Source organism: Glycomyces arizonensis DSM 44726 (assembly GCF_000482705.1).
Lineage (GTDB): Bacteria > Actinomycetota > Actinomycetes > Mycobacteriales > Micromonosporaceae > Glycomyces > Glycomyces arizonensis.
On sequence record NZ_AXWO01000004.1, the window covers coordinates 296,394 to 322,182 of the forward strand.

Here is a 25,789-nt window from a genome sequence, read left to right on the forward strand (position 1 = left end):
CGAAAGACGGCGCGGCCCCGCCCCTCTACCAGGCCACCCATTCGGTGGTCTCGTAGTCGCCGCCGATCTCGCTGGCCATGAGCCCGCTGTGGGACACGGTCCACAGGTGGTCGCCGATGACCAGGCTCCGCACGATCTCGTTGCCGTAGTAGGAGTCCTCGCTCCCGCCGCTCGGCGCCTCGTGCTCGATCCAGGCCGCCTCGGTCACCGTGCCCTCGCCGATCTCCAGGACGACCGCGCCCGCGCTCGACTCGTAGTCGTCCCAGTCCCACGCGGGCAGCACCACGATGCCCTCGGGCTCCCAGTACAGGAAGCCGTGCGGGTCCCACTCGGCCGTCGAGTTCGCGCCGGGCCGCTCGTACTGGTCGAGCACGGCCGCCTCCGCGCCGGAGACGTCGAACAGGCTCACCTGGAGCCCGGTCGTCACACCCTCGTCGGTGGCCTCCTGGCCGACGCCGAGCAGGCGCCCGTCGGCGACCGGGTGCAGGTACGCCGAGTAGCCGGTGATCTTCAGCTCTCCGGTGACCTTCGGGGCTGCCGGGTCGGACAAGTCCAGTGTGTACAAGGGATCGGTCTGGCGGAACGTCACCACATAGCCGGTGTCGCCGACGAACCGGACGGCGTAGATCTGCTCGTCCACGCCGAGATCGGTGACCGAGCCGACCTCGGTCAACGCGTCGTCGCCGACCTCGAGCACGGTCACCGTCGACTTCGCCGGCTCGCCCCCCTCGCCCGGAGCGATGTCGTCCGTCCAGCCCCACCACGACGCGGTGTCCTCGGTGGTCGCCACGCGCAGATGCCCGCCGTACTCGCTCATCGAATATTGATTGAGCAGCGTCCCGGGCACCGCCGACTCCCCGGCCAGGCGCGGCCGGTCCCCGTCGAACACGAACCGGTAGATCTCCGTCTCGGCCTTCGGGTCCTCGTCGTCCCAGTCGTGGTCGTCATGCGCCAGGTAGAGGCTCTCGGCGGTGCCGTGGACGGTGCCGCCGTCGGCCATCACCGTCACCGGCTCCACCTCGGACCACGCCCCGTCGGCGGCGAGCGCCAGCACCGACACGGTCGCGGTGCCCTCGAACCGCTCGGGGTGGGCGATGTCGCCGCACGGGATCTCGCCGTCCACGCCGTTGACGCTCCAGTCCGGCAGCCAGTCCTCCAACTCGGTGGAGCGCACCGCCCTGCGCACGTCGGCGATGTCGCTGCCCGAGTCGTAGAACTCCTCCCACATCGGCTCGACGTGCGGCGCCGACGAGACCGCCAAGCGGACCTGGCCGTCGACCATGCGGGCGTCCAGCATGGAGCCCTCCATCGCGAACGTGTCGAGCACGTCGAGCGTGCGCGGGTCGAGCCGGTCGACGGTGAGCGACGAGTAGTAGTACCCGCCCCGGTCGCGGTCCTGCCCGTACATGACCAGCAGCTCGTCGTCGCCGAGGAACATCCGGTGGTCCCACGTCTCCCAGCCGTACTCGCGCTCGGCGACGACCTCGGCGGTGCGCGCGTCCACCACGCGCAGGACGGTGTCGACGACGCTGTAGACGAACTCGCCGTCGGTCTTGACCATGTCGGGCTCGTCGACCCCGGCGACGGCCGTGTTCGTCTCCGAATGCGGCGCGGTCGAACTCGTGTCGCCCGCCCCCGCGTCGTCGCCCGGGGCGGCGGCCTCGGCCTCGGCCAGGGTGCCGTCCTCCTGGGCGAACTCGACGCCGCCGCGCTGGTCCCGGCTGCGGTAGCGCTCGGTGAGGGAGCCGAGGACGGACCTCTGGATGCCCTCCAGGGCGTCCTCGCAGGAGTTGTAGGACGCCAGCCTCGCGGAGGCCGGCACCCACGGCTCGGCCGGTTCGATGCGGGCCTCGGATTGGACGGTGCACGCGCCGACCGCCAGTACGGCAACGGCGGCGCCGAGAGGTATGAGTGGGTGTCGCATGACCTTCCGACGCCGCCGCGCCCGGTTCGGTTCCCTCCGGCGGCCTCACGAAGCCGGAAGGAACCGACGCCTCGTCATCCCTTGGTGCCGCCCGAGGTCAGTCCGCTGATCAGGTGCCGCTCGGCGAAGCCGTAGAAGATCAGCGCCGGGAGCATCGCGAGCATGACGAACGCGAGGATCCTCGCGGTGTCGGTGGAGTACTGGCCCGAGAACTGCGTGACGCCGATCGGCAGCGTCCACATGTTCGGGTCCTGCAGCACCACCAGCGGCAGCAGGAAGTTGTTCCAGCTGGCCACCAGCGCCAGCACCGAGACCGTCGCCAGCGCCGGGCGGGCCATCGGCAGCAGGATCGTCAGGAAGAACCGCCACGGGCCCGCCCCGTCGATGGTCGCCGCCTCCTCGATCTCGCCGGGGATGGCGCGGAAGAAGCTGCGCAGGATGATGATCGTCAGCGGCAGCCCGAACGCCGCCTGCGGCAGGATCACGCCCATCGGGTTCTCCAGCAGCCCGAGCGTGCGCAGGATGATGAACAGCGGCAGCACCGCCACCGTGAACGGGAACATCATCCCGGTGGCGAACAGCATGAACAGGAACTCCCGGCCGCGGAAGGCGTAGCGCGCGAACACGAACGCCACCATCGCCGCCGCCGCGACCACGATGAAGGTGCTCACCAGCGCGATGCCGATCGAGTTGAACACCTGCTGCCAGAACGAGTCGGACTCGAGCACGTCGGTGTAGTTCTGGGTGTTCCACGGGTTCGGCAGGCCCAGCGCGTTCTCGCGCAGCTGCTGGTTGTCCTTGAACCCGCCCAGCAGGGCGAACAGGATCGGTACGGCCACGAACAGCGTGGTGATGCCCGCGGCGATGTAGAAGCCGGTGTTGCGCAGGAACTTCCCGCGCGGCGTCATGACGCTCATGAGCGGCTCCCTTCACTGGCGGCACTGCCGGTCAAGCCCCCGGCCAGGTCCCGCTTGAGCACATAGCGCTGGTAGAACAGCGCGAACACGAAGCTGATCAGGAACATCGCGATCGACAGCGCCGAGGCGTAGCCGATCCGGTTCCGCTGGAAGCCCTGCTCGTACATGGTGATGGCCATGGTCTCCGAGGCGTGGAACGGGCCGCCGTCGGTCAACACGTACACCAGGTCGAACAGCTGGACCACCCCGATGATGGACAGGAAGACGGTGATGCGCACCGTCGGGCCCATCAGCGGCAGGGTGATGCGGCGGAACATCTGCCAACCGGTGGCGCCGTCGATGGCGGCGGCCTCGTAGAGCTCGTCGGGAATGTTCTGGCGCCCGGCCAGGTACAGGATCATGTGGAAGCCGAAGAACTTCCAGCTCAGGACCCCGAACACGACGAACAGGACGATCGAGCGGTCCGAGAGCCACCCGATCTGGGCGTCGACGCCGACGGCCCCGAGCAGGGCGTCGGCGAAGCCTCGCGAGGGCGAGAAGATCAGGCCGAACAGGACGGCCGTGACCGCCTCGGTGAGCACGTAGGGCATGAAGAACAGCAGCCGGAAGATCGTGCGGCCGGGGAAGCGCTGGTGCAGCAGCATCGCCAGGCCGAACGAGAGCGGCAGCTGGAGGACCAGCGACATCACGACGAACAGCAACGCGTGCCACAGGTCGCCGAGGAAGACGTCGTCATGGAGCAGCTCGGTGAAGTTGTCCAGCCCGATGAAGTCGGTCGGCGCTCCCCCGAGCCCGTTCCAGCGGAAGAAGCCCACATAGGCCGCGAAGATGACCGGTACGGTCACGAACAGCAGGAACAGGGCCAGGCCGGGGGTGATGAAGGTGGCTATGGTCCCCGCGCCGGGGCGCCCGGACGCCCGACGGCGGGATTTCCCGCCGCCGCGGCCGTCCGGGCGCCCCTCGGCCGGAGCCGATATGGGGGTCTTGGTGGCTGTCACGCCTCTTCCGCCCATGCCTCGTTGATCATCTGGACCATCTCCTCGGGACTGAGCTCACCCACGATCAGGCCCGAGGTGGCCTCGACGATGGCGCCGCCGACGGCCGGCGGGTACTCCTGGTCGAGGTAGAGCTGGACGCCGGTGGCGCTGCCCATCGCGTCGACGACCATCTGGACGCCCGGCGCCATCTCCACGCCCAGCGAGGCCGGGTCGGCCGCGACGGTGGTGAACGGGCCGTCCTCGACGCCGCGCGCCATCTGCTCGGGCTGGTTGATGTAGCACAGGAAATCGAAGATCTCCTCGGGCGCGTCGGCGCCGACCGCGAAGCCGTTGCCGCCGCCGAGGTACTCGGTGGTGGTGCCCGGGCCGCCCTCGACGGTCGGGAACGGGAAGAACCCGAGCGCGTCGCCGAGGCCGTCGTTGCCCGCCTCGGTGGCCATCGAGTTGGGCGCCCACTGGCCCATCAGCGACATGGCGGTGGTGCCGCTGCCCATGTGCGCGGACTGGCCGTCGGGGCCGCCGAAGGACGTCGCCTCGAAGCCCTCCTGGAACGGGTCCATGGCGACCAGCTCGGCGAACATCTCGCCGGCCTTGACGAAGCCCTCGCCGGAGAAGTCGCCGGCCTCGGCCCCGGCCTCAAGCCCGTCGAGGCCGGCCAGGCGCATGGCCAGGTAGGCCCAGTAGTAGTGGGCGGTCCACGGCTCGCCACCGGCGAGCGCGATCGGGGCGATGCCCGCGTCCTTGAGCGCCTGGACGTCGTCGAGGAACTCGGCCCACGTGGTGGGCGGCGCGTCGATGCCGGCCTGGGCGAACAGGTCCTTGTTGTACCAGAACCCGACCACGCCCGCGTCGAACGGGACGCCGTAGAGCTTGCCGTCGATGGTGTACGGCTCAAGGGCGATCGGGTTGATGTTGTCGATGCAGTCGTCGAGCTTGCCGGTCAGGTCCTGGACCAGCCCGGCCTCGACCTGCTGGGCGAGCACGCCGCCGCCCCAGGTCTGGAACAGGTCGGGGACCTCGCCGGACTGGGCGGCGGTGCCCATGCGGTCTTTGAACGCCTGGTTCTCGATCGGCTGGATGTCGAAGGAGAGGCCGGAGTCCTCGGACCACTCGTTCGCCATGTCCTCCCAGGTGGAGAGCATCGGGTCGTTGTTCTGGATGTGCCACCACGAGATGTCGGCGTCACTTTCGGAATCGTCACCGCAGGCGGCGGTGCCGACCACCAGTGCCGCGGCGGCACCGGCCGCTGCGAGCGCCCGGAGCCTGACAAGGGGTCTGCTCATTGGAGTTGTTCCTTTCGAGGGATTGAGGGTGACTCGGCCGATGCTTGTCCGGGGCAGAGCGAGGGTTGCGGGATCCGAAAGTTTCAGGACAAGTATCGGTAATTTTCGATGTGGTCATAGTACCGATGCGAGGAGCGGATGTGAAGAGGGTCTCCCTTTCCTAACCAACGGGAAAATTCCGCAGTCCGGTGGAAAGCGCGTGCTACATCATGAGGGCAAAGCGACATGGGGGATGCCCGAGGCGAAACGGGACTCGAGTGGGCCGTGCGGCTGAATGCATCGCTGCGGAAGGCGCCTGGAAAAGCGAAAACCTCCGGCGACGGGCCGGAGGCATTGCGGAGATGGTTCGCTATGTGGAGCGGGTGACGGGAATCGAACCCGCTTCTCAACCTTGGGAAGGTCGCATTCTACCAGTGAACTACACCCGCGTGCGCCGCTTCGAAACGCTGCCGAGCGGGCCGTGACGAGTATACAAGCCCGGCCCGCTCGCGCATGAGCGGCCTGTCGAGCGAGGATCCTATAACATATATCCTATATGACATAATATTCTTATAGGTTATAGCTATAAAATATAAGTTATAGGATATATAGCCTGTGTGGGCGGCCCACTCGCAGCCTCTCGCCCGGCTCACCCGGCCTGCGCCAGATCCTCCAGCCCTGCCACGATGTCGCCGTAGAGCTCGCCCACGTTCGTGTACACGCCGGGATGCCCCGGCTCGGCGCAGCCGTAGCCCCAGCTGACGATGCCGACCTGCACGGCCCGGCCGGATGCGACCGACATGAGCGGCCCGCCCGAGTCGCCCTGGCACGAGTCCACGCCGCCGTTCGCCAGATCGCCGGCGCAGAGCATCGACGCGGCGTCGAACTCGTCGCCGTACGCCTCGGCGCAGTCGGCGTCGGAGACGTGCGGGACGCGGGCGAACCTGAGCTCGTCCGGGGCCGTGCCGTCCTCGGTCACGCCCCAACCGGCGACCTCCAGCACGCCCCAGTCGGGACGGTCGGCGACGGCGAGCGGGATCGGCCGGGCGCCGACGACCGGCTCGGTGAGCTGGAGCAGCGACCAGTCGTCCGACATGGACTCCCCGTCGAAGCCGTCGGCGACGTGGATCTCGGCGACCTCGTACGCCTCGGTCGCGGTGATGTCGACCGAACCGTGCCGGACGACCACGTCACCGGGCGCGCTGTCGACCGTGCAGTGGGCGGCGGTGAGCACGACGTCGTCCTCGACCAGGGAGCCGCCGCAGTAGTTGTAGGACGGGTCCGCGGCGTCGGCCAGGGCCACCATCCACGGGTACTGGCCGTCGGCGGCCGGTGCGCCGCCGATGACCTCGGTGTTGATATCGCGGTTGATATCGCTCCGGTCGGGCGCCTCGGCGGCGAGGGCGCCGGTCGAGGTCATCGCCAGTGCGGCCGCGCCGAGGAGGGCGGCGAGGCCGACTCCGAGGCGAGCGAGAAGTCTGCTGCTGTGGTGCACGCGCGGTCCTTCCGAGACGGGTCGTCGAAGGCGGCGGTTTCACGCCGCGACCGCAGCCTACGGGAACTCGCCCCGGAGCAGTAGATTTCTCGCATAACAGATTTTTATGTGGATCAATCTGAATCAAGGATCTTTCCGATTAATACGGACGTCTCATCCTGAAGGGAAAGGCGCGATGATTGTCTGGACGCCGTCGCGAAGCCCACTCGAATACCGGCGCTCACCGCTTCTCGCTACGCAGTTCCTTGCCCAAGTGCAGCGATCCGTCAGTGCGGGCGTAGTAGCCGAACGGGGTCACGGGCCGGTAGCCGAGCGCCTCGTACATCGCGATGGCCTCGGGTTGGCGCGGGCCCGTCTCCAGGACGACGCGCTTGCGTCCGGCCTCGGCGGCGGAGGCCTCGACCGCGGCCACGAGCAGCCGCGCCAGTCCGCGGCGGCGGGAGGTCTCACGCACGTAGACGCGCTTCATCTCGGCGTCGTCGTCCTCGTGGGCGCGCCAGCCGCCGCACCCGGCGGGCTCGCCGTCGGCGTCGAAGGCGACGAAGAAGTCGCCGTTCGGGGGATCGAAGTCGTCGGTCTCGAGCGGCGTCTGGTCCCCGTCGCCGTAGCGGCGGACGTATTCGACCTGGATCTCGGCGCAGAGCTCCTGCGCCACAGCGCTTGCGAACGGGGTTCTCTCAAGGGTGAACTGCACGCACCAACATTGGCACGGCGGCCCTCTGCCCGCCAGCGGTTGTGACCGGCGCCAGGCGCCGCCCACGATTGCCCCGCGGCTTTCGGCACCGACCGAACAGTGGACTCCTCATCGTTCTTTTCGTCGTATACGACTGTCCGAACGCACAGAGATCGAGACGCGCGGCGCGGTGCCCTCCTCCAGGAAGGGAACCAACTCGGCGACCATTACGATCTTCACATCGGAGATTCTCGAAATCAAGTGCGAGAATCTCGACAGACCCGGGCGGCCGGGAGGCCGTTCCCGCGCTTTCCCATGGGCCCGAACCCATGGGCCCGGGTGAGGCCCACCGCGGCCCCGGACCGGTCAGGGAGGAAGGAGGCGTTCACCGAGATGCGCACCCCGCTGCAACGCGGCTTCCGCACTGTGCCCGCGGACCAGTCGACCGGCTGGATGTCGCCGTCCGTGCGCTCGGTGTTCACCGTCGCCTTCGTCACGGTCGTGGTCCTGGTGGCCCTCCAGCTGGCGGTGCGCGACCACCTGCACGCGGTGCCCTGGCTGGCGCTGCCGCCCCTGGTCTCCTCGGCGTTCCTGGCCTGGCGCTGGGTCGTGGCCGTCGGCGTGGCGAGCATCGTCGGCTTCTTCGCCTACCTGTGGATCCTCTACGACTTCAGCGTCCTGACCGCTCTGAACCACCCCGTCGACTTCCTCGTGGTGGGCGCGGCGGTCGCCATCGCGGTGGCGGTCTCGGTGGTCCGAGAGCGCGACGACGATCGGCTGCGGCGATTGACGCAGCTGGCCCTGGTGGTGCAGCAGGCGATCCTGCGGCCCATCGACAACCGCCTGGGGCCGTTCGACATCGCGGCCCGCTACGTCTCGGCGCGGTCGGGGGCCGAGATCGGCGGCGACCTGTACGAGGCGCTCGACACCGAGTACGGGGTGCGGATCGTCATCGGCGACGTGCGCGGCAAGGGCCTGGACGCGGTGCGGCTGTCCTCGACCGTGCTCGGCTCGTTCCGGCACGTCGCGTTCGAGCGGCCCGACCAGCGGCGCATGGTCGACGACCTCGACCACGCCGTGGCCCGCAACGCCGACGAGGAGGACTTCGTGACCGCGATCCTGCTCCAGGAGCGCGGCGGGACCCTCGAGATCGTCAACTGCGGGCACCCGGCGCCGATGCTGGTGCGCGACGGCGTCGCCTCCTACCTGGAGCCCGAGTCGATGGCGCCGCCGCTGGGACTGGGCCCCTCGGCGCGGGAGCTGACGGTGCGGCTCCAGCCGGGCGACCGGATCTTCCTCTACACCGACGGCCTCGCCGAGGCGCGGCAGGACGGGGAGTTCTTCCCGATCCGCGACCGCGCGTGGAGCCTCATCGGGCACGGCAACGTGGGCGACGGCCTGGCGTCGCTGGAGACGGCGCTGCGCCGCTGGGTCGGCGGCCCGCTGACCGACGACATCGCCCTGATGCTCCTCGACTACCGCCCGGAGCCCGACTAGCGCTCGTCGTTCAGGTGGGCGGCGCGACGGGGCCGCCGACGGGCACGGCCAGCGCCTCCTCGCCGCGTTCGGCGGCCACCTCGGCGGCGGGGAGCGTGCGGAACGCCGCGGTCGTCTTGCTCCGGGTGCGGCGGTGGCGGCCCCGGTAGGTCGGTCGGGTCTTCGAGGCGATGCGGTCGGCGACGGTTCGGATCATCGGGAGGCTCCTTGCGGTGGTGGGCACGCACCGGCTCGCGAAGGCTCGCGAGCGGGTCGTCGGTGCTGCCGGGCGGGACTGCGCCGGTGGGCTGCGGTGGTGTTTCTCGGCGATGGTGCGTGGTGTTACCGGGCTGGGTGCGGTGGTGTTCTCGGCGGGACTGTGTTGTTGGTGAGGCAGTGCTGTCGGTAGGACTGTGCTGCTCTGTCGTGCTGTTCGTCGTGTCGCTCGGCGGCTGGGGCCGCCCGGGCGACGGGCTGTTCGGCGGTCGTGCGGCGCCGTGCGGGCGGATGTCGCACAGGCGGTCTGTCGTTTAGTTCAACGAAGCACGTCTTTGCTGGTTACGGTGATACCCGGAAAATTACCCGCCACCTCCGACACACTGGATATGCGCTGGTCGCAGGCCGCTTCTCGCGGGATACTTGAGTTGATTACCGGCGAGTAATATGATGGTGGTTACCACCGAGTAATGGAGGACCCGCAATGACGCACTTCCGCCACAACCTTCGCGATCTCGAGTTCAACCTCTTCGAGGTCTTCGGGGCCGACAAGATCCTGGACCACGACGCCTTCGGCGACCTCGACGTCGCCACCGCCCGTGAGATCCTCTCCGAGCTCGCGCGGCTGTCGGAAGAGGAGTTCGCCGCCAGCTACGTCGAGGGCGACCGCAACCCGCCCGTCTACGACACCGCGAAGCAGGCGGTGGCCCTCCCCGAGTCCTTCAAGAAGTCCTTCCGCGCGTTCATGGAGTCCGACTACTGGCGCCTCGACCTGCCCGAGGAGCTCGGCGGGACCTCCTCGCCCCGCATGCTCTGGTGGGCCATGGCAGAGCTCGTCCTCGGCGCCAACCCGGCCCTGTGGATGTACGCCGCCGGGCCCTCCTTCGCGCACAGCCTGTTCATCGAGGGCACCGACGAGCAGAAGGAATGGGCCAAGCTCTTCGTCGAGCGGCAGTGGGGCGCCACCATGGTCCTCACCGAGCCCGACGCGGGCTCCGACGTCGGCGCCGGGCGCGCCAAGGCCTACAAGCAGCCCGACGGCTCCTGGCACATCGAGGGCGTCAAGCGGTTCATCACGTCGGGCGACCAGGACATGACCGACAACATCATCCACTACGTCCTCGCCCGCCCCGTCGGCGAAGAGGGCGCCGGCGGGCCCGGCACCAAGGGCCTGAGCCTGTTCATCGTGCCCAAGTACGAGTTCGATCCTCGGACCGGCGAGCTCGGCGAGCGCAACGGCGTCGTCGCCACCAACATCGAGCACAAGATGGGCCTGAAGGTCTCGGCCACCGCCGAGCTCACCTTCGGCGAGAAGACGCCCGCCAAGGGCTGGCTCCTCGGCGAGCGGCACGAGGGCATCCGGCAGATGTTCCTCATCATCGAGTACGCCCGGATGATGGTGGGCACCAAGGCCATCGCCGCGCTCTCGACCGGATACCTCAACGCCCTCGACTACGCCAAGAGCCGCATCCAGGGCGCCGACCTGCTCCAGTCGACCGATAAGACCGCGCCGCGCGTGCCGATCATCAAGCACCCGGACGTGCGCCGCTCGCTCATGCTCCAGAAGAGCTACGCCGAGGGCCTGCGCGCCCTGGTCGCCTACACCGGGTCCTGGCAGGACAAGGAGCGCCTGGCCATCGCCGACGGCGACGAGGAGGCCGCCGAGACCGCCAAGCGCGTCAACGACCTCCTGCTGCCACTGGTCAAGGGCTGCGGTTCGGAGCGGGCCTTCGAGCTGCTGGCCTCCGAGTCGCTCCAGACGTTCGGCGGCTCGGGCTACCTCCAGGACTACCCGCTCGAGCAGTACCTGCGCGACGCGAAGATCGACACGCTGTACGAGGGCACCACCGCCATCCAGAGCCTCGACTTCCTGTTCCGCAAGATCATCAAGGACAACGGCGAGTCGCTCATGGCCGTCGCCGCCGAGATCATGCAGTCCACCGAGGACGGACATGGGGAGCTGGCCGAGGTCCGCGCCAAGGTCCTGCGCGCGCTCGGCGACGTCCAGGGCATCATCGAGGCGCTCCAGCCGGCCCTCATGGGACCCATGGACGGCCGCCCGCGCGACCTGTACAAGGCGGGCCTGCACTCGCGGCGCCTGCTGCTGGCCGTCGGCGACCTGATGGTGTCCTGGCTGCTGCTGCGCCAGGCCGAGATCGCCCAGGCGAAGCTCGATGGCGGTTCCGACGAGGACTTCTACCGCGGCAAGGTGGCCGCGGCGAAGTTCTTCTCCCGAGAGGTGCTGCCGCGCCTGACCGCCGACCGCAAGATCGTCGAGGCCGCCGACCTCACCGCGATGGACCTCCCGGACGAGGCCTTCTAGCCTCCCGCGTGAGCGCCCGGGCCCCCCGTGGCCCGGGCGCTCACGCGTCCTCGCCGATGCCCATGAAATCCAGGTACGCGGAGAAGTCGCCTTCACCGGTGCCCGCGGCGGCGTCGGCGAGGGCCGCGGTCAGGCCGTGGAGGGTGCCGCGCAGGTACTGCAGGTTCCGCCACGTCGCGGCGTGGAACTCCAGGTACTCGGGGAGGGCGTTCTCGGCCGCCCCGGGCGCCGACCCGAACGCCGGGGCCCTGCTCAACGTGCCCTCGCGGAGCACCGGGATCACGTCGTTCTCCAACTCCTCCAGCAGCTCCAGCAGGAACTGCCGGTACTCCTCGAGTGCGGTCGCGTCGAATACGCGCTCGGTCGCCATCGTCTCCGGTCCTTCCTCTTCGAATCGTGCGGCTCAGTCGGATCGCGCGGCTCACTTGAACGGGTCGTCTTTGGCGGGGACGTAGCCCCAGACATTGCCGGTCTCCCGGTTCAGCAGGCGCCCGTCGTCGTCCTTCTCGGTCTCTTCCCCGTCCTTGTCCTTCGCGGCGCCCGAGCCCTTCGCCGGGGGCGACCCCGGGGCGGCGCCTACGGCCGCCGCCCGGGGGCCGCCCGTGCCGCCCGCGCCACCGGTGGTCAGCGGGGCGACGGTGGGGGAGGCCGTGAACGGGCTCGAAGTGGTCGACGCGGTCGAGACGACGGCAGCCGGGCCGCCGCCCCCGCCGGGGGCGACACCGCCGAATCCGCCCCCGGCCAGACCGCCCGACACCTCGCCGTCGTCGTCGTCTTCACTGGGGGACCAAGGCGTCTCGTCGGCCTCGTCAGGCTCCTCCCGCGCGGTGGAGCCGTCGCCGCTCGGCGGCACCGGGCTCGGGTCCTGCGTCGCCTGGGGCGCCGCGGGAGCGGCCGGGTGCTCGACCTCGGGCGACGCCAAGTCCATATAGTTCTGATCGGCCGACGACGGGAACGGCCGGTCGTCCCCGGTGGTCGCAAGCGCCGCGAACTCGGCGCTCTGGTCGGCCCGCTTCTGCGCGATGTCCTCGTCGATCGCCGCCTGCCGCCCCTGGTAGGCGGCCAGCTCGGCCTCGACGCGCGGCCCGTACTGCTCCTCGGCGTCCTCGGCGGCCAGCAGCCGCACCGGCGAGACGAGCGCGCCGAGGCCGCTCAGACGCTCGCCCACCTTCTCCTCGATGAACTCCCGCACCTCGGTGGCCAGGCCTGGGTCGGCCCCGGCCAGTTCGAGCGCCCGCTCGGCCTGCTCGCAGCTCATCGTGATGCAGTCGCCGTGCCACCACGCCGGCCGCACATGGATCGCCGTCAGATTGCTCCACTCGCCTTCGATGCCCACCATCGGCGCCGGATAGGGGATCTCGCCCGAATCGCCGCCCTGGAGCGTGTACACGGCCTCCTCGCGGTGCCGCAGCTCGGCCGCCGTGTCCTCGATGTCGTCCAGGACGCCCTCCATGAGCGAGCGCGCCTGGTCGACCTGGGCGGCGAACGCGTCGAAGTCGTCGCCCGCCCAGTTCTCGGCGAGCGCGGCCAGCTTCGACCTGACGCGCTCGGGCCACTCGCCGACGCGCGCGGCCACCTCGCCGGTCCAGCCCTCGCGCAGCCGCTGCAGCGAGAAGCCGTCGGGCGCTTCGGGACGCACCGCGCGCACCGCGGACCGGAAGTCCTCCTCGGTCGGATACGCCATGCCCTCGCAGCGCGGCTTGAACCGGTAGAGCTGCTCGGGGACCGGCACGGCCGACGCCAGCTGCTGCCAGTCGGCCTCCGCCGGATGCGCGGTCGGATGCGGGCACGCCCCCGCCGAGCACCCGGCGCGGCTCCCGCCCGCCTCCAGCGACGACGTGTCGCCGAACGCGATCGTCCACGACGTCGGCGACGGCACTGTCGGGAACTCCACGCCCTGCCACGCCTCGCCGCTGTACGTGCCGACCGTGAACTCGAACTCGAACTCGAACTGGCCGTCGCTCATGGGCAGCGCACCTCCATCCAGGTCGTTCGGCTGCGGACTCCAATGGAACGACGCGCTGTCACGGATCGGTCCCCGACTCGCGGAGCCGAGTCGGGGACCGACCCGTGACGGGACGGCGCACATTGCCACAGACGCCGTCGGGCGTCCGCCCGTCAAGGGCGCACCGACCTCAGGGAGGCAACCATGACCGTGCACATGGACGTGCCGGAAGTGCGAGCGGGCGGCGGCGCGCTGCGCACGCTCGCACCCCGCGTGCGGGGCGCGTCGAGCCGAGTGGAGCGCCCGGCGGCCGCCGCCGCGGAGCAGAACGCCGGCTTCGCCGCCGGCGGGGCGGGCGGCGACTGGCAGGCCGCCTTCGCGGCGGACGTCGCCAGCGTCGAGAGCCGCCAGATCTGGCAAGGCGAGCAGGTCGCAGGCTGCGCCGACGACATGGAGGCCAGCGACGCCGCGATCGGCGGCCGCTTCAACACCATCGCCGGCGAGATCCCCGCCGCCCGTCCGAAATAGGAGACCGCCATGCCCACGTATCGAGAAGCGCTCTCGGCCAACCCCACCGCGTTCGTCGACTACGCCGCGCAGATGACCGCCGCGGGCGCCGACCTGACCGAGCACCGCCTCGCCTACGGCGAACAGGTCGCCTCGCTCAACATGCACTGGCAGGACGAGGCCAACACCGCATTCAACACCGAAGTGGACACCGTCGGCGCCCACATCGACGGCCTCGCCTCGCAGACGGCGGCCACCGCCGGGCAGCTCAGCGCGGCGGGCGCCGCGATGGAAACCGCGGTCACGGTCCTGAAGGGAGCCGACGCCGCGATCCACGCCGCCGGCTTCGACGTCCAGCCCGCGCCGCAGGTGGTCCTCAGCGCCGCCCAGCGCGTGGCGATCGCCATGGCCGGACCGTTCGGGTTCCAGGTCCAGGCGGCGCTGGAGGCCACGGCGCTCGCGGCGACGACGGGCCTCCAGGCCGTCCTCGCCGGTCTCAACTCGACGGACGCCCAGGCGGCGGCCGCCTTGAGCGCCGCGGCGGGCGCGTTGCAGCCCTTGGGTTCCAAGACCTCATCGACCGGCGAGGACATGCGGCACCTGATGGCCGAGGACCATTCGGGCGCCCCCGCGGGCGAGGAAGCCGGAGAGGAAGAGGCCGCCGAGGAGGAACAGGAGCCGACCGAGGAGGAGGAAGCGCCCTCGGAGCAACCCGAAGACCGGCAACAGCCTCCCACGCAGCCGCAGACCCCGCAGCAGCCGACGATGCCCCAGACACCGATGCCCCAGACGCCCTCGGGCCTCGATGACCTCCAGCGGCCCGAACTGGACGACCCGTGGGCCGACACCGAGCTCCCCGACCCCGAGGACCTCTCCGGCGGCCTCGCCTCAGGCGCGGGCGGTCTCGGCGCCGGCAGCGGCTTCGGCGGCGGCTCCGGCCCCGCGGGCGGCCTCGCCTCGTCCGGCCCCGCCACTGCCCCGACTGCCACAGGTCTCGGCGCCATGTCGGGCGCCGCACCGGCCGCGACCGTCGGCGGCACCGGCAGGACCGGCGCCGGTTCGTCCATGATGGGTGGAGGAGGCGGCCGCGGCGCCGGGAAGGCCGACGACGAGACCACCAGGGAATCGAAGCTCACCGAGGACCCCGAAGACGACGTCTGGGGCATCGGCGGAGGCGACGACGACCCGTACGCCTGAGTGCGCGGCGAGCGCCGGGGAAGGGCGCAGGCGGCTCAGAGCGCCGCTTCGAGCTCGCCCCGGTGCTCCGCCACCCACTGGCGGCATTCCCCGATCCAGGCCGGGGTGCCCCTCTCGCGGAGGCGGACCATCGCCGCCTCGCCCGCCGCCGCTTTCGATTCGATGCCGCGACGGCAGCGGTCCTGCCATCCCAGAACGGCCTCGACCAGTCGGCCGCGCCGGTCCCGGTCGAGGCCGTAGGCGTCGCAGACCAGCCGCATCCGCCGCGCCGTCTCGGCCGGATCGGTGGCCAGAGGGCCGAGCCGGAGATGCTGCCAGCACAGGTGCGCGAGGTCGTCGATCCGCTCGCCCGGCGCGGCCGTGTCCCAGTCGATGAGCGCCACCGGCAGCGCGCCGGCGCCCTCGCCCGCGTAGACCGTGTTCTTCGGCGACAGGTCGTTGTGGCACACCGTCTCGGCCTCGCCCGAGAACGCCGCGTCGGCGGCGAGATCGTGAAACTCCCGCACCATCGCCGCCAACTGCTCCAGGCTCGCGTCCGACTCGGCGTAGGGGGATCGGTCCTGCTCGATCGCGGCATGTCCTTCGAAGAAGCTCAGCATCTCCCGGCCGTCCTCGTCGATCCCGAGGAAGCGGGGCGCGCCGCCCCAGCCCCGGTCCTCGAAGTGCCGCAGCAGGCGGTGGACGAACGCCGAATGCGCACCGAGCGGACGGCGGACGCTGCCGTCCTTCAGCACCACGTCGTTGACGAGACCGCCGGGCAGGGGATGTTCATCGGCCATCGGGCCAGTCTCTTCCCGGACCGCCCCGGCCACAAGGCCTTTTCGGGCGGCGCTCCCTCAGCGGAGCGGCCCCGGAGGGCGACCCTCACGCCTTCCCCTCCCCGAAGCACCTCGCGACGAGGTCGGCGATGACCGCCGCCGCCCGCTCCTGGACGGTCCTGATCACCGCCGCCGTCTCCGCGGCGAGCGTCTCGCAGTCGTAGTCCAACGTGGCGTTCGGCACCAGGAACTTGCACTCGGTCAGGCGGCCCTCCAGGTCCACCTCCGCCGAGCACAGCTCGTCGGCGTCGGTGTGCTCGACGCGTTCGCCCGCGCGGGCGTCCAACTGCGCGCGCAGCACCGCGAACCCGGGGTCGTCGGCGCCGCCCCGGTACAGGGCCGCGCCGACCCGCTCCAGACGGGCCGCCTCCCCGGCGCGCGCCGCCTCGGCCGCCGCCCACGCCTCCACCACCGCCCCGGCCACCACCGGGTTGCTGAGCCGGTCGATGGTGGGGCTGAACGCGAGCGACGTCAGGCGCCCGGTGTAGTCCAACCGCAGCCAGACCACCCGCTCGGGGTCGGTGCCGTCGAACGTCGACCGCGTCAGCTCGCCGAGCAGCGCCTCGGCGCGGTCGGCGCGCTGCCGCGCCGCCTCCACCGTCTCGCGCGCGGGCGCCAGCTCCACTGCGCGCCTCGCCGAGTCGCGGGCCGCGCCCGCCGGGAGCCGGTCGATCGCGCGCCGACCGGCGGCCAGTCGCTCCTCGTAGTCGTCGGGGACGTCGAGACGGTCCATCGGTCTTCCTCTCTGTGCCTGCTGCGCGGATGAGCGCGGACAGTGCGAATGCTCGCGCGCCGCTTCCCCGGTCCGTCCCCGATCGGTCACGGATCGGAGGACCCTGCCATCGAGCTCGCATGTGGGACACTGGAATACGGATGCCCCCAGCAGTAAGGCCGTTCCACATGCCAGTACTCGACGCCCGCCTGCTCGGCCCCTTCGAGGTCCGCGTCGACGGCGAACCGGTGACCGTCCCGGGGCGCAACGCCCGCAAAGTGCTCGTCATGCTGCTCGACGAGGCGAACCGGCCGGTGCAGATCACCGGTCTCGTCCGCGGCCTGTGGGAGGACGCCGAGCTCCCCGACGACCCGCGGAAGCGGGTCAGGAACCTCGTCGGCGAGATCCGCAAGACCCACCGACTGCTCAAGGACCGGCTGGAGACGGTCAACGAGGACGCCTACCGGTTCACCGTCGCCGAAACGGAGCTCGACGTCCTGCGCCGCGACGCCGCCGAACGCCGGGCCCGCAGTCTGCGCGATTCCGGCGACCTCCAAGAGGCCGCCGCGCAGCTGCGGAGCGCGCTCGCCGAATGGCGCGGCCCGGCCCTGGCCGGCATGTCCGGCCGGATGATCGAATCGATCGCCCGCACCCTGGACGACGACCGCCTCCCGCTGCTCGAGCAGCGGTTCGACGTCGAGTTGGAACTGGGCCGCCACGGCCAGCTCGTCGGCGAACTGCGCCAGATCGCCCGGGTCCACGCCGGCGACCAGCGCTTCGCCTTCCAGCTCATGCTCGCCCTCCACCGCACCGGGCAGCCGTCCGAGGCGGTCAAGCACTTCGCCGCGCTCAGGCGGCGCCTCGCCGACGAATTCGGCATCGACCCCGACCCGCGCCTGGTCGAACTCAACGCCGCCATCCTGAGGAACGACCCGGCGCTGGACCCGCCGCCCACCGGCACCGCCCCGGCCGCCCCGCAGCCGCGGCGGGCCCCGATCCCGTTCACGCTCCCGCCGGCCCCGGCACGCTTCACCGGCCGCGAATTGGAGCTCCGGGCACTCGACGCGGCCCTGGACGCCGCCGCGGGCCAGGCCGGGCTCGCCGTCGTCAGCGGCATGGGCGGCGTCGGCAAGACCTCCCTGGCGCTCCGGTGGTCCCACCGGGTCGCCGAGCGCTTCGGCGACGGCTGCTTCTACTTCGACCTGCGCGGCTTCGACCCGGTGGCGTCCGAGACCGGCCCGGGCCCGGCGCTCGGCAAGGCCCTGCGCCGCCTCGGCGTCGACCAGCACCACCTCCCCGGCGACATCGAGGAGCAGGCCGACCTCTACCGCACCATGCTGGCCGGGCGCCGCGTCCTGGTGGTGCTGGACAACGTGCGCGACGCCCAGCAGGTCCGCCCGCTCCTGCCCGGCTCGGCAGACAGCTTCACCGTCGTCACCAGCCGCAACCGGCTCATGGGCCTGATCGGCCTGGACGGCGCCCTTCCGGTGCCGCTCGGCGTGCTCACCCGCGAGGAGTCGACGGCGGTCCTGCGCCGCTTCGTCGCGGGCGACCTCGCCGAGTCCAGGGCCGCGCGGCGGATCGTCGCCGTCTGCGCCGGGCTGCCGCTCGCGCTGTGCCTGGTGGGGGCCTGGGCCGCGGCGAACCCCGGCCTCCCGCTCTCCTCGCTCGCCGATCGGCTCGAATCGACCGGCAACGTGCTCAGAGTGCTCTCCTCCGACGACCCCACGTTCGACCCCCGGACCGTCTTCTCATGCTCCTATCAAGAACTCGACGCGCGAGAGAGGAAGGCGTTCCGCCTGCTCGGCCTGCACCCCGGCCCCGACATCACCGCGGCGGCCATGGGCAGCCTCGCCGCGGTCGCGCCCAGGGAAGCCGAGGAGACCCTGCGGGCGCTCGCCACCGTGCAGCTCGTCCACGAGCACCAGCCGGGCCGGTTCACCATGCACGACCTGTTGCGGGCCTTCGCCGTCGAACGACTGGAGGCCGAGGTCGACGAGGCCGAGCGGTCGCAGGCCGTGCGGAGGATGCTGGAGCACTATGTCCACACCGCCGACCGCGCGGACCTCTTGCTGGCGTCCTACCGCGATCGGATCGACCTCGGCGAGGTCGCCGCGGGCGTCACGCCGGAGCCGATCGGCGACGCGGGCGCGGCCCGCCGCTGGTTCGAGGCCGAATACCAGGTGCTGCTGGCGCTCGTGCGGCTCAAGGTCGAGCCGGTTCACGACAGGCGCATCTGGCAGCTCGCGTGGTGCCTGGCCGAGTGCATCATGGCGCGGCACCGGGCGCAGGACTTGATCGACTGCCAGTCGGCGGGCCTGGCGGCCGCCCGCAGGAGCCGGGACGTGTTCGCCGAGATCATCTCACTCGGCTACCTCGCCGGAGGGCTGCTCTACCTCGCGGACCGCGACGCCGCGGTGGTCCGCCTCGACCGCGCGATGGCCCTGGCCGAGGAGCACGGCATGCCCTGGGCGAAGGGCTTCGTGCTCCACGCGATGTCCCTCTGCGAGGGCCGCGACGGACGCGACGAGGAGGCGATCGAGCAGGCGAGGCGCGCTCGCGAGCACTTCATGGAGGCCGGCGACGCGATCTGGACGATGCGGACGGAGCACGTGATCGGCTGGCACAGCGCCCGGATCGGCGATCTCGCCGAGGCGCGCACGTGCTTCGGACGGATGCTCTCCGCCGGGCGGGAGAGCGGCGTCGCGGTCGCCGAGGCGACCGCCCTGTTCGGCTTCGGCTACATCGCCCACCGCGAGCGCCGCTTCGACGAGGCGCTTCGGTGCTACAGCGAGGCCCGAGACCTGTACGACGCGCCCGGCATGGAGAGCAGCGTGGCCTACGTCGACGAGCACATCGGCGACACCCGGCACGCGATGGGCGACCGAGCGGCGGCTCGCGCCGAATGGGAACGGGCCCTGCACTCCTACCGGGCACTCGACCTCACCGTGGACACCGGCCGCGTCCAGCGCAAGCTCGACGGCGGCCTCGAAGTCGCTTAAGCCGTCTCGCCTTCGAAGGTCGTGGCGAGCAGCGCGTCGATGGCCGCCTGGCGGGAGTCGGTGCCGGACTCGGGCACGCTCGCCAGCCCGATGAAGCCGTTGACGCCGTCCACGTCCACCATCACGACCGCGACGTCCTCGTAGAGGTCCTCGCTGTTGGGGCTGGACGTCCACGACACGGTGGCCTCCGCCAGCACTGCCGGCCGGCCGTCCACCTCGGTGTCGGTGAACGTGGTCTCGGAGACCGCGAGGCCTTCGGTGCTGCCGAAGGCGAAGCCCGAGGTCCACGCGTCCATGGCGCCGCCCGCGCTGCCCTGCAGGTCGGCCGGGTCGTACGGCGTGTAGGCCGAGTTGACGACGCCGACCTCCATGTAGGAGATCCAGTTGTCGGTGTGGTAGATGCAGTAGGCGTGCGCGTCGTCGCTGATCTTGCCCGCGGTGCCGGGGCCGCTGTAGAACTCCCACGGATCACCGGGGTTCGGCGTCGTCGCCCCGAGGGAGTCCACGGTCAGGGCGTCGCCGCCCGGTGCGGGCGCCTCGGTCTCGCCGCTGTCGTCGTCGGGCGATTCGCCGTCCTCGCCGGTGCTCTCCTCGGTGGCCTCGCTGGTGGTCTCCTCGTCGGCGGTCGTGGTGCCCTTGTCATCGTCGCCGCCCAGCAGCAGGTATCCGGCGACGCCGCCGCCGATCATCAGGATGAGGACGACGACGATGAGCACGGCGGTGCCCGCACTGCCCTTGCTGGTGGACTGCACCGGCGGGGGGCCGTACTGGCCTCCGTACGGGTCGGGGAAGCCCTGCTGCGGCGCGTACCCGGGTTGGGGAGCGTACCCGTGCTGCTGCGGCGGATATCCGCCCTGGCCCATGTCGGGCTGCGTGTACTGGGGCGGCTGCGCGCCGTAGTCCGGGCCGACCTGCCCGGGAGCGTAGCCGTCGGCGGGCGGCTGACTGTACGGCTGGGGCTGGCCGTAAGGGTCACCCGGTTGGCCTTGCGGGGGGTATGTCATGTCTCGAATCGTAACCGGGTTTTCCCACAGGTGCAGCCGCCAGTGCCGCGCACCGCTATATCTTATAGAGTATATTCTATAAGATACTTATAGCTTATAAGCTGCCCTGGACTCTTATACTATATAGTCTATAAGGTGTCTTTCCTGGCGAAGCGACAGCCGCGAATCGGACAGGCCAAAGCGGTGGAACCGGGCATCCCGCGCCCCGATGGAGAACGATAAACCGGGACGGACGCTGACCGTCCGCCCCGGTTTCAGGGATCCAAAAGTACCCCTTAGTATTCCTGGCCTGTCAAGGCCCGAATCGTTAGCTACGGAACCGATCCGCTCCGCCACTTGGCGCTGCGGTCATGGCTCCGGCCTTCAGCTCACGAACACCGCCACCGTCCTGCCCGGCACCGCCGATGCCCCCGTCGAGCTTGTAGGCGAGGGCGTCGCCCCGCAGGTGCAGGCCCCCGTCCGTTCCATCGTTCGGCGACGCTTGCGAGCCGTCAGTTTGCCCAGCGCCGCCGGTGTTGTTGGACGGGGCGCCGTCGGCGAAGCGGTCGGTCATGACGAAGTAGAACTGCTCGGTCGCGTCCTCTGCGGCGGTGGCGTAGGAGGCGAGCTGGGCCTCGGTGGGTTCGTCCTCTCAGGACGCTTCGCCGCCGGGCGGGTCGTCGGGGGCGGTGCGGGCGGTGAGTGCCGGTGCCCAGACCAGCACTCCCGCCGCGTATCGGGTGGTACGCCGCATTGCGTTTCATCCTCCGGGGTTGGACGGGGGGCACGGAGCCGATCGCCGCCTCGCGGGCAGCGCCGAAGGCGCGCGAGACTCCGCGTGCGCAAGAACATACCATCTATGTAATTTTGTTACAAAACTCTAGTAATGCGTTGCAACAACGCGTTGTGTCAATGACGTGTTGCCGCAACGGCTCAGTGGCGCTCGTCCTCGAGGATGCGCGTCGGGACCGGCTCGGGGTGCTCGTAGTGGATGGCCTCGGTCGGCAGCGGGAAGTTCGACCGGCCGAACGGCGAGGCGGCGCCGATGGTGCCGGAGGTGAATTCGGCGACTTCCAGGTGGCCGGGCTTCACCGTGCGGTTGCGGGTCTTGACATCCTTGTTGGCCTGCTGGTCGGCCTTCTTCACATCGGTCATGCCCCGAATGCTATCGGGGGCCCTCGCGGCCGGGAACCGGATCATGCGTGCCCGGCGTCACTCCAGGTCTGCAGCGGAACACGCGTGCCGCCGCCAGGCGCCCGCCGACCCACAGCCCGTAGCGGCTGACGGCGCGGTAGCCGTACCCCGAGCAGGACGGGACGTACCGGCACTGCACCGAGACTCGCGGGGAGAGCCGGCGCCGGTAGGCGGCGATGGCGTGCAGCCCGATCAGGCGGGGGAGCCGACGGTGACTCATGCGGGCGCGTTCGAGGCGCTCGGGGGTGAGCCGGGCGAAGTCGAAGACGGCCGCAAGCGAGTACGGGCCCGCGTCGGACGTGCCGCCGCAGGCCCGCGAGCACGCGTTGCACGGCCCGCCGGGGTCGCAGGCGGCCTCCAGCGGGGTGCCGCAGCCGGTGGAGCATCCCGGCTCGTACACGCTCGAGCAGCCTGACAGATCCACAGGACCGTTCTACACGTCCGTGGTGATCCGGCTCCGCCGACACGGCCGCCCGCCGCCCTGCGGGAGTCCAGATCGGATCGAAGTCACTGTCGATTGGGGAGTATTCGTCCCGCAAAAGGCAAGGAAGTCGAGTACGAACCGTTATACACCAAATACACCTATGTCAGGGAATTGACAGGAATGCTTCAGGGCGCGCTCAGGCTCATGTTCCACGGTGAAAGCCTCGGGGAATGAGGGGTTCCCGAGGGGTTATGGACCCGGTGGGGCGGTTGCTCCGGACTCATCCTCCACTGACGATCACCGCTGCCCCGCCCCACCGGGACCTTTGCGCGCCAGCGTGTGCGAACGCCGACGGCCCGCCGATCCCGTGCCGCCTCCGCCCGCAGCGCCGGATTTCTCGGGCCTCAGTCCACGCGGTCGCAGTAGCCGTATCGCTTCCACCCGAACGCCATCTGATCCGCACCTGCCGCTCGGCCGCATCGATCTCCAACGCCCGCACCGAGAAGGCCAACGCCGAACGGCATCGCAGCGCCTCACGGCGTCCGGCTCACCGGTACCGCTCGGGGTTCGGCAGCAGCTCGTTCATCGCGCCTGAGCGGAAACCGCGCTCGTCGAGCCGCACTTCGGCGAAGCCCTCGACGGCGGCGAGCACGTCGCCGCGCGCGGCCACGGCCTCCACCAACTCCGCGTCGATCTCCACCTTCGCCGCGTCGCCGCCCAAGTCCCGCACCCGCAGATTCCGGACCGGGATGCCGGCCGCCCGCAACGCGTCCCGCAGCGCCGCCTCGGCGGCGGCCACGCGCTCCAGCCCGGCCGCGGTCACCTCCACGCCGTAGGCGATCCGGCTCGACAGGCACGCCGCGGCCGGCTTGTCCCACGTCGACAGGTCCCATTCCCGCGAGACCGCCCGAATCTCATTCTTGGTCAGCCCCGCGTCGGACAGCGGCGTGATCGCCCCGGCCGAGGCCGCGGCGCGGATGCCGGGCCGGAACCCGGCCACGGTGTCGTCGGCGTTGGTGCCGGTGGCGATCGCCGCGACGCCGCGGCGCTCCGCCAGCGGCGCGAGGACGCTCATGAGCTCGGTCTTGCAGAAGAAGCAGCGGTCGCCGGCGTTCCGCCGGTAGCCTTCGCGCGCGAGCTCGTCGGTGGTCGGCGCGTGATGGACGACCCCGAGTCCCGCGGCGAAGTCCCCGGCCCGATCGAGCTCGCTCTTCGGCAGCGACGGCGAGACCGCGGTGGCGGCCTCGACCCGCTCGGGGCCGAGCGCGCGGACGGCGGCGGCCAGCAGGAACGCCGAGTCGGCGCCGCCGGAGAAGGCGACCAGCAGCGAAGAGAGCGAGGAAAGCCGGTCGAGCAGCGCGTCGACCTTGTCAGCCTGGGAGGTCACTCCCCGAGCCTACTTCGCGCCGAGCGCCGCGTCGGGCGGTAAGGACCGCAGTGAGGCCCATTCGCTCCGCGCGGTGCCCTCAGCTTTCCACGAAGGCCTATCAGTCGCCCGGCACGCAGTCGGCGGGGAGCCGCGGCCTCGCGCCGCTCATCGAACCCCACGAAGACGAACGAACCGCGAGGACCGCGTCATCAGTTCGGAGCGCGAAACACCATCGCGAAACGCTCGATTACTGCCCTAGACGATCCCGTTCGCAAGAGGCGCCCGCTCGACGGGCTGTCAGCCCAGGTCGTCGGCGACGGCGCGGAGCATCTCGGCGATCTTCGCGCCGGTCTTGCGGTCGGGACGCCGCCCGCGCGACAGCGGCGGCATGATCTGCTGCTCGAGCACGCCGATCATGTCCTGCAGCAGGCTGTTGAGCTCCTCGGGCGAGCGCTTGGGCTTCTCGGCGGCCGGGGCCCCCGCGCCGGTCTGCGGCGCGGCGATCACGTGGACGCCCATCGCCTGCACACCCCGGCGGGTGTCGATGATGCTGTACTCGACCTTCTGGCCCTTGACGAGTTCCTCGACGCCCTCGGGCAGCGCATCACGGTGGACGAACACGTCCTTGCCGCCGTCGTCGCGGGAGACGAAGCCGAATCCCTTATCGGCGTCGAACCACTTCACTCGGCCACTAGGCACGGCGCAACCTCGAAATTCTCGTCTGGGTTGTACTGACAAGTCCGTCAACTCTAGCGTGGCCCCAGCGGAAGGAATCAACCATCCGGGCGACTGGCGCGCATGCGCCCACGGCTGGGAATCCCACTCTGCCTATAACCTTATAGGATATATCCTATAATAAAAAGGATGTTATAACCTATAAGATATTCCGATGTTATAGGCTATAGGTTCGTTATCCGTGTTTCGGGCACGAGCCCCAGTGCCGCCGCTCCTCCGAGAAGCCGTTCGACCGCCGCGCGGCCCTCGGTGCCGAGATCGCGCGAGAACTCGTTGACGTACAAGTCGATGTGCTGGCGGCACACCGCCTCGGACATCTCCTGCGCGTGCTCGGCGATGTAGTCGCGGCTCGCCTCCGGATGAGCCCAGGCGTAGTCGAGCGAGGCCCGGATGGTCTCGGCGATCGCCTCGCCCTCGAGATGCGCCTTGGCGACGATCGCGCCGAGCGGGATCGGCGCACCGGTCGAAGCCTCCCACCACTCGCCGAGGTCGACCAGGCTTTGGAGCCCGTACTCGCGGTAGGTGAACCGCGCCTCGTGGATCACCAGGCCCGCGTCGAACCGGCCCGACCGGACCGCCGGCATGATCTGGTCGAACGGCACGACCTCGATCGTGACGTCCTCCCCGCCCAACTCGTCCATCCACAGGTTGAACAGCAGGAACGCGGTGCTGCGATCCGACGGCACGGCGACCTTCGCGCCGTTGAGACCGGTTCGGCCGAGCCCCGACCGCCCGTTCGTGAGCACCAGCGGGCCGCACCCCCGCCCGAGCGCACCCCCGGCGGGCAGCAGCCGCCACTCCTCGCCCAAATACGGCAGTGCCGCATAGGAGACCTTGGCGACATCGAACTCGCCCCGCGCGCAAGCGGTGTTGGTGACGTCGATGTCGGCGAACGTCAGCCGCACCGGCGGCGCGCCGTCGAGGAGCCCGGCCGTCCAGGCATGGTAGATGAACGTGTCGTTGGGGCACGGCGAGTGCGCCAAGTGCATGTCGCTCACGGTGTCACAGCTCCCTGATCGCTTCGGTCAGCGCCTTGAGCGCCGCGCCCCAGTCCCAGTGCGTGACGTCGCGGTCCCCGATGTAGTTCGAGACGGTGCGGATCTCTGCGAACGGCAGCCCGGCCTGCTGGGCGGCGGTGGCGACGCCGAAACCCTCCATCGCCTCGCCGACCGCCTCGGGGTGCCGGTGGGCGAGGTTCGCGGCCAGGCCGTCCGAGCCGGTGATCGAGGCGAGGGTGAGGATCTCCCCGCGGACGCCCTCGACGGCCACCGTCAGGACCGTGTTGCAGCCGATCCGGTTGGTGCCGAACCCGATCTCGTCGATCGGCTGGAACCGCCACGGGAGCGCGACGCCGAGCTCGGCGGCGACCGAGTCGGTGGCGATGAGGACGTCGCCGATCTTCGCGCGGCCCTTGAACGCCCCGCAGATCCCGGCGTTGACCACCACGTCGTAGGCGCGGCCCATCTGCCCGTTCTCGGCGATGGTCCGCGCTGTGGACGCCGCCGCCGCGGCGGGGCCGACCCCGCACACGAGGACGTCCAGTTCATGGCGGACCGTGCGGCCGGCCTCAACGGCCTCGGCCTCCTCGCTGACCGCGCACACGACGAGCATTCGCATGG

The 25,789-nt window shown here is 70.5% G+C and carries 24 protein-coding genes and 1 tRNA gene; 5 read left to right on the forward strand and 20 right to left on the reverse strand.

Annotation, left to right across the window (positions count from 1 at the left end; all coding sequences use genetic code 11):
• Positions 1–25: 25 nt before the first annotated feature.
• The 7 genes from H613_RS25150 to H613_RS0107795 all read right to left on the reverse strand — a co-directional run bounded on the left by H613_RS25150 (position 26) and on the right by H613_RS0107795 (position 7,251).
• Positions 26–1,924: a beta-propeller domain-containing protein gene (locus tag H613_RS25150; protein WP_051393076.1), complete on the reverse strand. Its 1,899-nt coding sequence runs from the start codon at positions 1,922–1,924 to the stop codon at positions 26–28.
• A gap of 74 nt (positions 1,925–1,998) precedes the next feature.
• Complete coding sequence (locus tag H613_RS0107770; protein ID WP_026923360.1) at positions 1,999–2,832, reverse strand: ABC transporter permease subunit; 834 nt, start codon at positions 2,830–2,832, stop codon at positions 1,999–2,001.
• A gap of 5 nt (positions 2,833–2,837) precedes the next feature.
• On the reverse strand, positions 2,838–3,854 hold the full coding sequence (locus tag H613_RS25155; RefSeq protein WP_084546439.1) for a carbohydrate ABC transporter permease: 1,017 nt from the start codon (positions 3,852–3,854) through the stop codon (positions 2,838–2,840).
• The gene (locus H613_RS0107780; protein ID WP_026923361.1) at positions 3,836–5,122 is read right to left on the reverse strand and encodes an extracellular solute-binding protein; all 1,287 of its coding nucleotides are present in this window, start codon (positions 5,120–5,122) and stop codon (positions 3,836–3,838) included. The genes H613_RS25155 and H613_RS0107780 overlap by 19 nt, the downstream gene beginning before the upstream one ends.
• Positions 5,123–5,476: 354 nt before the next feature.
• Positions 5,477–5,550: transfer RNA gene (locus tag H613_RS0107785), tRNA-Gly, on the reverse strand.
• 200 nt (positions 5,551–5,750) lie between these two features.
• A complete protein-coding gene (locus H613_RS25160) occupies positions 5,751–6,596 on the reverse strand; it encodes a serine protease (RefSeq protein ID WP_035736746.1) in 846 nt (281 codons plus the stop codon).
• 220 nt (positions 6,597–6,816) lie between these two features.
• Positions 6,817–7,251: a GNAT family N-acetyltransferase gene (locus H613_RS0107795; protein WP_026923362.1), complete on the reverse strand. Its 435-nt coding sequence runs from the start codon at positions 7,249–7,251 to the stop codon at positions 6,817–6,819.
• Positions 7,252–7,662: 411 nt separating this feature from the next.
• On the opposite strand from H613_RS0107795, the gene H613_RS25165 reads away from it, so the two are divergent.
• Positions 7,663–8,766, forward strand: coding sequence for a PP2C family protein-serine/threonine phosphatase (locus H613_RS25165; RefSeq protein WP_156925891.1), 1,104 nt, complete (start codon positions 7,663–7,665; stop codon positions 8,764–8,766).
• 10 nt (positions 8,767–8,776) lie between these two features.
• Here H613_RS25165 and H613_RS0107805 read toward each other — a convergent pair whose 3' ends face one another.
• Complete coding sequence (locus H613_RS0107805; protein ID WP_026923363.1) at positions 8,777–8,962, reverse strand: hypothetical protein; 186 nt, start codon at positions 8,960–8,962, stop codon at positions 8,777–8,779.
• 483 nt (positions 8,963–9,445) lie between these two features.
• Between H613_RS0107805 and H613_RS0107810 the strand changes: the two genes are divergently transcribed.
• The gene (locus H613_RS0107810) at positions 9,446–11,284 is read left to right on the forward strand and encodes an acyl-CoA dehydrogenase (protein WP_026923364.1); all 1,839 of its coding nucleotides are present in this window, start codon (positions 9,446–9,448) and stop codon (positions 11,282–11,284) included.
• A 40-nt stretch (positions 11,285–11,324) separates the two neighbouring features.
• Here the strand turns inward: H613_RS0107810 and H613_RS0107815 are convergent, their stop codons facing one another.
• Both H613_RS0107815 and H613_RS0107820 read right to left on the reverse strand, forming a co-directional pair.
• The gene (locus H613_RS0107815) at positions 11,325–11,654 is read right to left on the reverse strand and encodes a hypothetical protein (protein WP_026923365.1); all 330 of its coding nucleotides are present in this window, start codon (positions 11,652–11,654) and stop codon (positions 11,325–11,327) included.
• A gap of 51 nt (positions 11,655–11,705) precedes the next feature.
• Positions 11,706–13,250 carry a WXG100 family type VII secretion target gene (locus tag H613_RS0107820; RefSeq protein ID WP_026923366.1) on the reverse strand — a complete coding sequence of 515 codons (1,545 nt, stop codon included), beginning with the start codon at positions 13,248–13,250 and terminating at the stop codon, positions 11,706–11,708.
• A 183-nt stretch (positions 13,251–13,433) separates the two neighbouring features.
• Between H613_RS0107820 and H613_RS0107825 the strand changes: the two genes are divergently transcribed.
• Both H613_RS0107825 and H613_RS0107830 read left to right on the forward strand, forming a co-directional pair.
• Positions 13,434–13,757, forward strand: coding sequence for a hypothetical protein (locus H613_RS0107825; RefSeq protein WP_026923367.1), 324 nt, complete (start codon positions 13,434–13,436; stop codon positions 13,755–13,757).
• Between the two features lie 9 nt (positions 13,758–13,766).
• Positions 13,767–14,933, forward strand: a complete 1,167-nt coding sequence (locus H613_RS0107830; RefSeq protein ID WP_026923368.1) for a hypothetical protein — start codon at positions 13,767–13,769, stop codon at positions 14,931–14,933.
• A 35-nt stretch (positions 14,934–14,968) separates the two neighbouring features.
• Here the strand turns inward: H613_RS0107830 and H613_RS0107835 are convergent, their stop codons facing one another.
• Both H613_RS0107835 and H613_RS0107840 read right to left on the reverse strand, forming a co-directional pair.
• The gene (locus H613_RS0107835; protein ID WP_026923369.1) at positions 14,969–15,712 is read right to left on the reverse strand and encodes a phosphotransferase; all 744 of its coding nucleotides are present in this window, start codon (positions 15,710–15,712) and stop codon (positions 14,969–14,971) included.
• Between the two features lie 85 nt (positions 15,713–15,797).
• The gene (locus tag H613_RS0107840) at positions 15,798–16,484 is read right to left on the reverse strand and encodes a hypothetical protein (protein WP_026923370.1); all 687 of its coding nucleotides are present in this window, start codon (positions 16,482–16,484) and stop codon (positions 15,798–15,800) included.
• A gap of 167 nt (positions 16,485–16,651) precedes the next feature.
• Between H613_RS0107840 and H613_RS0107845 the strand changes: the two genes are divergently transcribed.
• Positions 16,652–19,465, forward strand: coding sequence for an AfsR/SARP family transcriptional regulator (locus tag H613_RS0107845; protein ID WP_026923371.1), 2,814 nt, complete (start codon positions 16,652–16,654; stop codon positions 19,463–19,465).
• Here the strand turns inward: H613_RS0107845 and H613_RS29060 are convergent.
• The 8 genes from H613_RS29060 to mqnB all read right to left on the reverse strand — a co-directional run bounded on the left by H613_RS29060 (position 19,462) and on the right by mqnB (position 25,787).
• Positions 19,462–20,469 (reverse strand): hypothetical protein, encoded by a 1,008-nt coding sequence (locus tag H613_RS29060; protein ID WP_026923372.1) that lies wholly within the window; start codon positions 20,467–20,469, stop codon positions 19,462–19,464. The two genes, H613_RS0107845 and H613_RS29060, sit on opposite strands and share 4 nt — an antisense overlap.
• 307 nt (positions 20,470–20,776) lie before the next feature.
• The gene (locus tag H613_RS30735; RefSeq protein WP_156925892.1) at positions 20,777–21,022 is read right to left on the reverse strand and encodes a hypothetical protein; all 246 of its coding nucleotides are present in this window, start codon (positions 21,020–21,022) and stop codon (positions 20,777–20,779) included.
• Positions 21,023–21,381: 359 nt separating this feature from the next.
• A complete protein-coding gene (locus tag H613_RS25175) occupies positions 21,382–21,603 on the reverse strand; it encodes a hypothetical protein (RefSeq protein WP_035736749.1) in 222 nt (73 codons plus the stop codon).
• Positions 21,604–21,613: 10 nt separating this feature from the next.
• A complete protein-coding gene (gene yidD / locus H613_RS31665) occupies positions 21,614–22,066 on the reverse strand; it encodes a membrane protein insertion efficiency factor YidD (RefSeq protein WP_211234744.1) in 453 nt (150 codons plus the stop codon).
• A 547-nt stretch (positions 22,067–22,613) separates the two neighbouring features.
• A complete protein-coding gene (larE, locus tag H613_RS0107865; protein WP_026923373.1) occupies positions 22,614–23,453 on the reverse strand; it encodes an ATP-dependent sacrificial sulfur transferase LarE in 840 nt (279 codons plus the stop codon).
• A 279-nt stretch (positions 23,454–23,732) separates the two neighbouring features.
• Complete coding sequence (locus H613_RS32560) at positions 23,733–24,134, reverse strand: cold shock domain-containing protein (protein WP_026923374.1); 402 nt, start codon at positions 24,132–24,134, stop codon at positions 23,733–23,735.
• A 200-nt stretch (positions 24,135–24,334) separates the two neighbouring features.
• Complete coding sequence (locus H613_RS0107875; RefSeq protein WP_026923375.1) at positions 24,335–25,159, reverse strand: 1,4-dihydroxy-6-naphtoate synthase; 825 nt, start codon at positions 25,157–25,159, stop codon at positions 24,335–24,337.
• Positions 25,160–25,172: 13 nt separating this feature from the next.
• Positions 25,173–25,787, reverse strand: a complete 615-nt coding sequence (mqnB, locus tag H613_RS0107880) for a futalosine hydrolase (protein WP_026923376.1) — start codon at positions 25,785–25,787, stop codon at positions 25,173–25,175.
• Between the last annotated feature and the right edge of the window lie 2 nt (positions 25,788–25,789).

Excerpts from the sequence above, each read along its gene's own strand:
- H613_RS25175 (WP_035736749.1), bottom strand. The coding sequence starts at position 21,603 with ATGACCGATGTGAAGAAGGCCGACCAGCAGGCCAACAAGGATGTCAAG.
- H613_RS0107840 (WP_026923370.1), bottom strand. The coding sequence starts at position 16,484 with ATGGACCGTCTCGACGTCCCCGACGACTACGAGGAGCGACTGGCCGCC.
- H613_RS25150 (WP_051393076.1), bottom strand. The coding sequence starts at position 1,924 with ATGCGACACCCACTCATACCTCTCGGCGCCGCCGTTGCCGTACTGGCG.
- H613_RS0107835 (WP_026923369.1), bottom strand. The coding sequence starts at position 15,712 with ATGGCCGATGAACATCCCCTGCCCGGCGGTCTCGTCAACGACGTGGTG.
- H613_RS25155 (WP_084546439.1), bottom strand. The coding sequence starts at position 3,854 with ATGGGCGGAAGAGGCGTGACAGCCACCAAGACCCCCATATCGGCTCCG.
- H613_RS0107770 (WP_026923360.1), bottom strand. The coding sequence starts at position 2,832 with ATGACGCCGCGCGGGAAGTTCCTGCGCAACACCGGCTTCTACATCGCC.
- H613_RS0107820 (WP_026923366.1), bottom strand. The coding sequence starts at position 13,250 with ATGAGCGACGGCCAGTTCGAGTTCGAGTTCGAGTTCACGGTCGGCACG.
- mqnB (WP_026923376.1), bottom strand. The coding sequence starts at position 25,787 with ATGCGAATGCTCGTCGTGTGCGCGGTCAGCGAGGAGGCCGAGGCCGTT.
- H613_RS0107780 (WP_026923361.1), bottom strand. The coding sequence starts at position 5,122 with ATGAGCAGACCCCTTGTCAGGCTCCGGGCGCTCGCAGCGGCCGGTGCC.
- H613_RS0107875 (WP_026923375.1), bottom strand. The coding sequence starts at position 25,159 with ATGCACTTGGCGCACTCGCCGTGCCCCAACGACACGTTCATCTACCAT.
- H613_RS0107815 (WP_026923365.1), bottom strand. The coding sequence starts at position 11,654 with ATGGCGACCGAGCGCGTATTCGACGCGACCGCACTCGAGGAGTACCGG.
- H613_RS0107825 (WP_026923367.1), top strand. The coding sequence starts at position 13,434 with ATGACCGTGCACATGGACGTGCCGGAAGTGCGAGCGGGCGGCGGCGCG.
- H613_RS0107845 (WP_026923371.1), top strand. The coding sequence starts at position 16,652 with ATGCCAGTACTCGACGCCCGCCTGCTCGGCCCCTTCGAGGTCCGCGTC.
- H613_RS29060 (WP_026923372.1), bottom strand. The coding sequence starts at position 20,469 with ATGACATACCCCCCGCAAGGCCAACCGGGTGACCCTTACGGCCAGCCC.
- H613_RS30735 (WP_156925892.1), bottom strand. The coding sequence starts at position 21,022 with ATGACCGACCGCTTCGCCGACGGCGCCCCGTCCAACAACACCGGCGGC.
- H613_RS0107805 (WP_026923363.1), bottom strand. The coding sequence starts at position 8,962 with ATGATCCGAACCGTCGCCGACCGCATCGCCTCGAAGACCCGACCGACC.
- H613_RS0107830 (WP_026923368.1), top strand. The coding sequence starts at position 13,767 with ATGCCCACGTATCGAGAAGCGCTCTCGGCCAACCCCACCGCGTTCGTC.
- H613_RS25165 (WP_156925891.1), top strand. The coding sequence starts at position 7,663 with ATGCGCACCCCGCTGCAACGCGGCTTCCGCACTGTGCCCGCGGACCAG.
- H613_RS0107810 (WP_026923364.1), top strand. The coding sequence starts at position 9,446 with ATGACGCACTTCCGCCACAACCTTCGCGATCTCGAGTTCAACCTCTTC.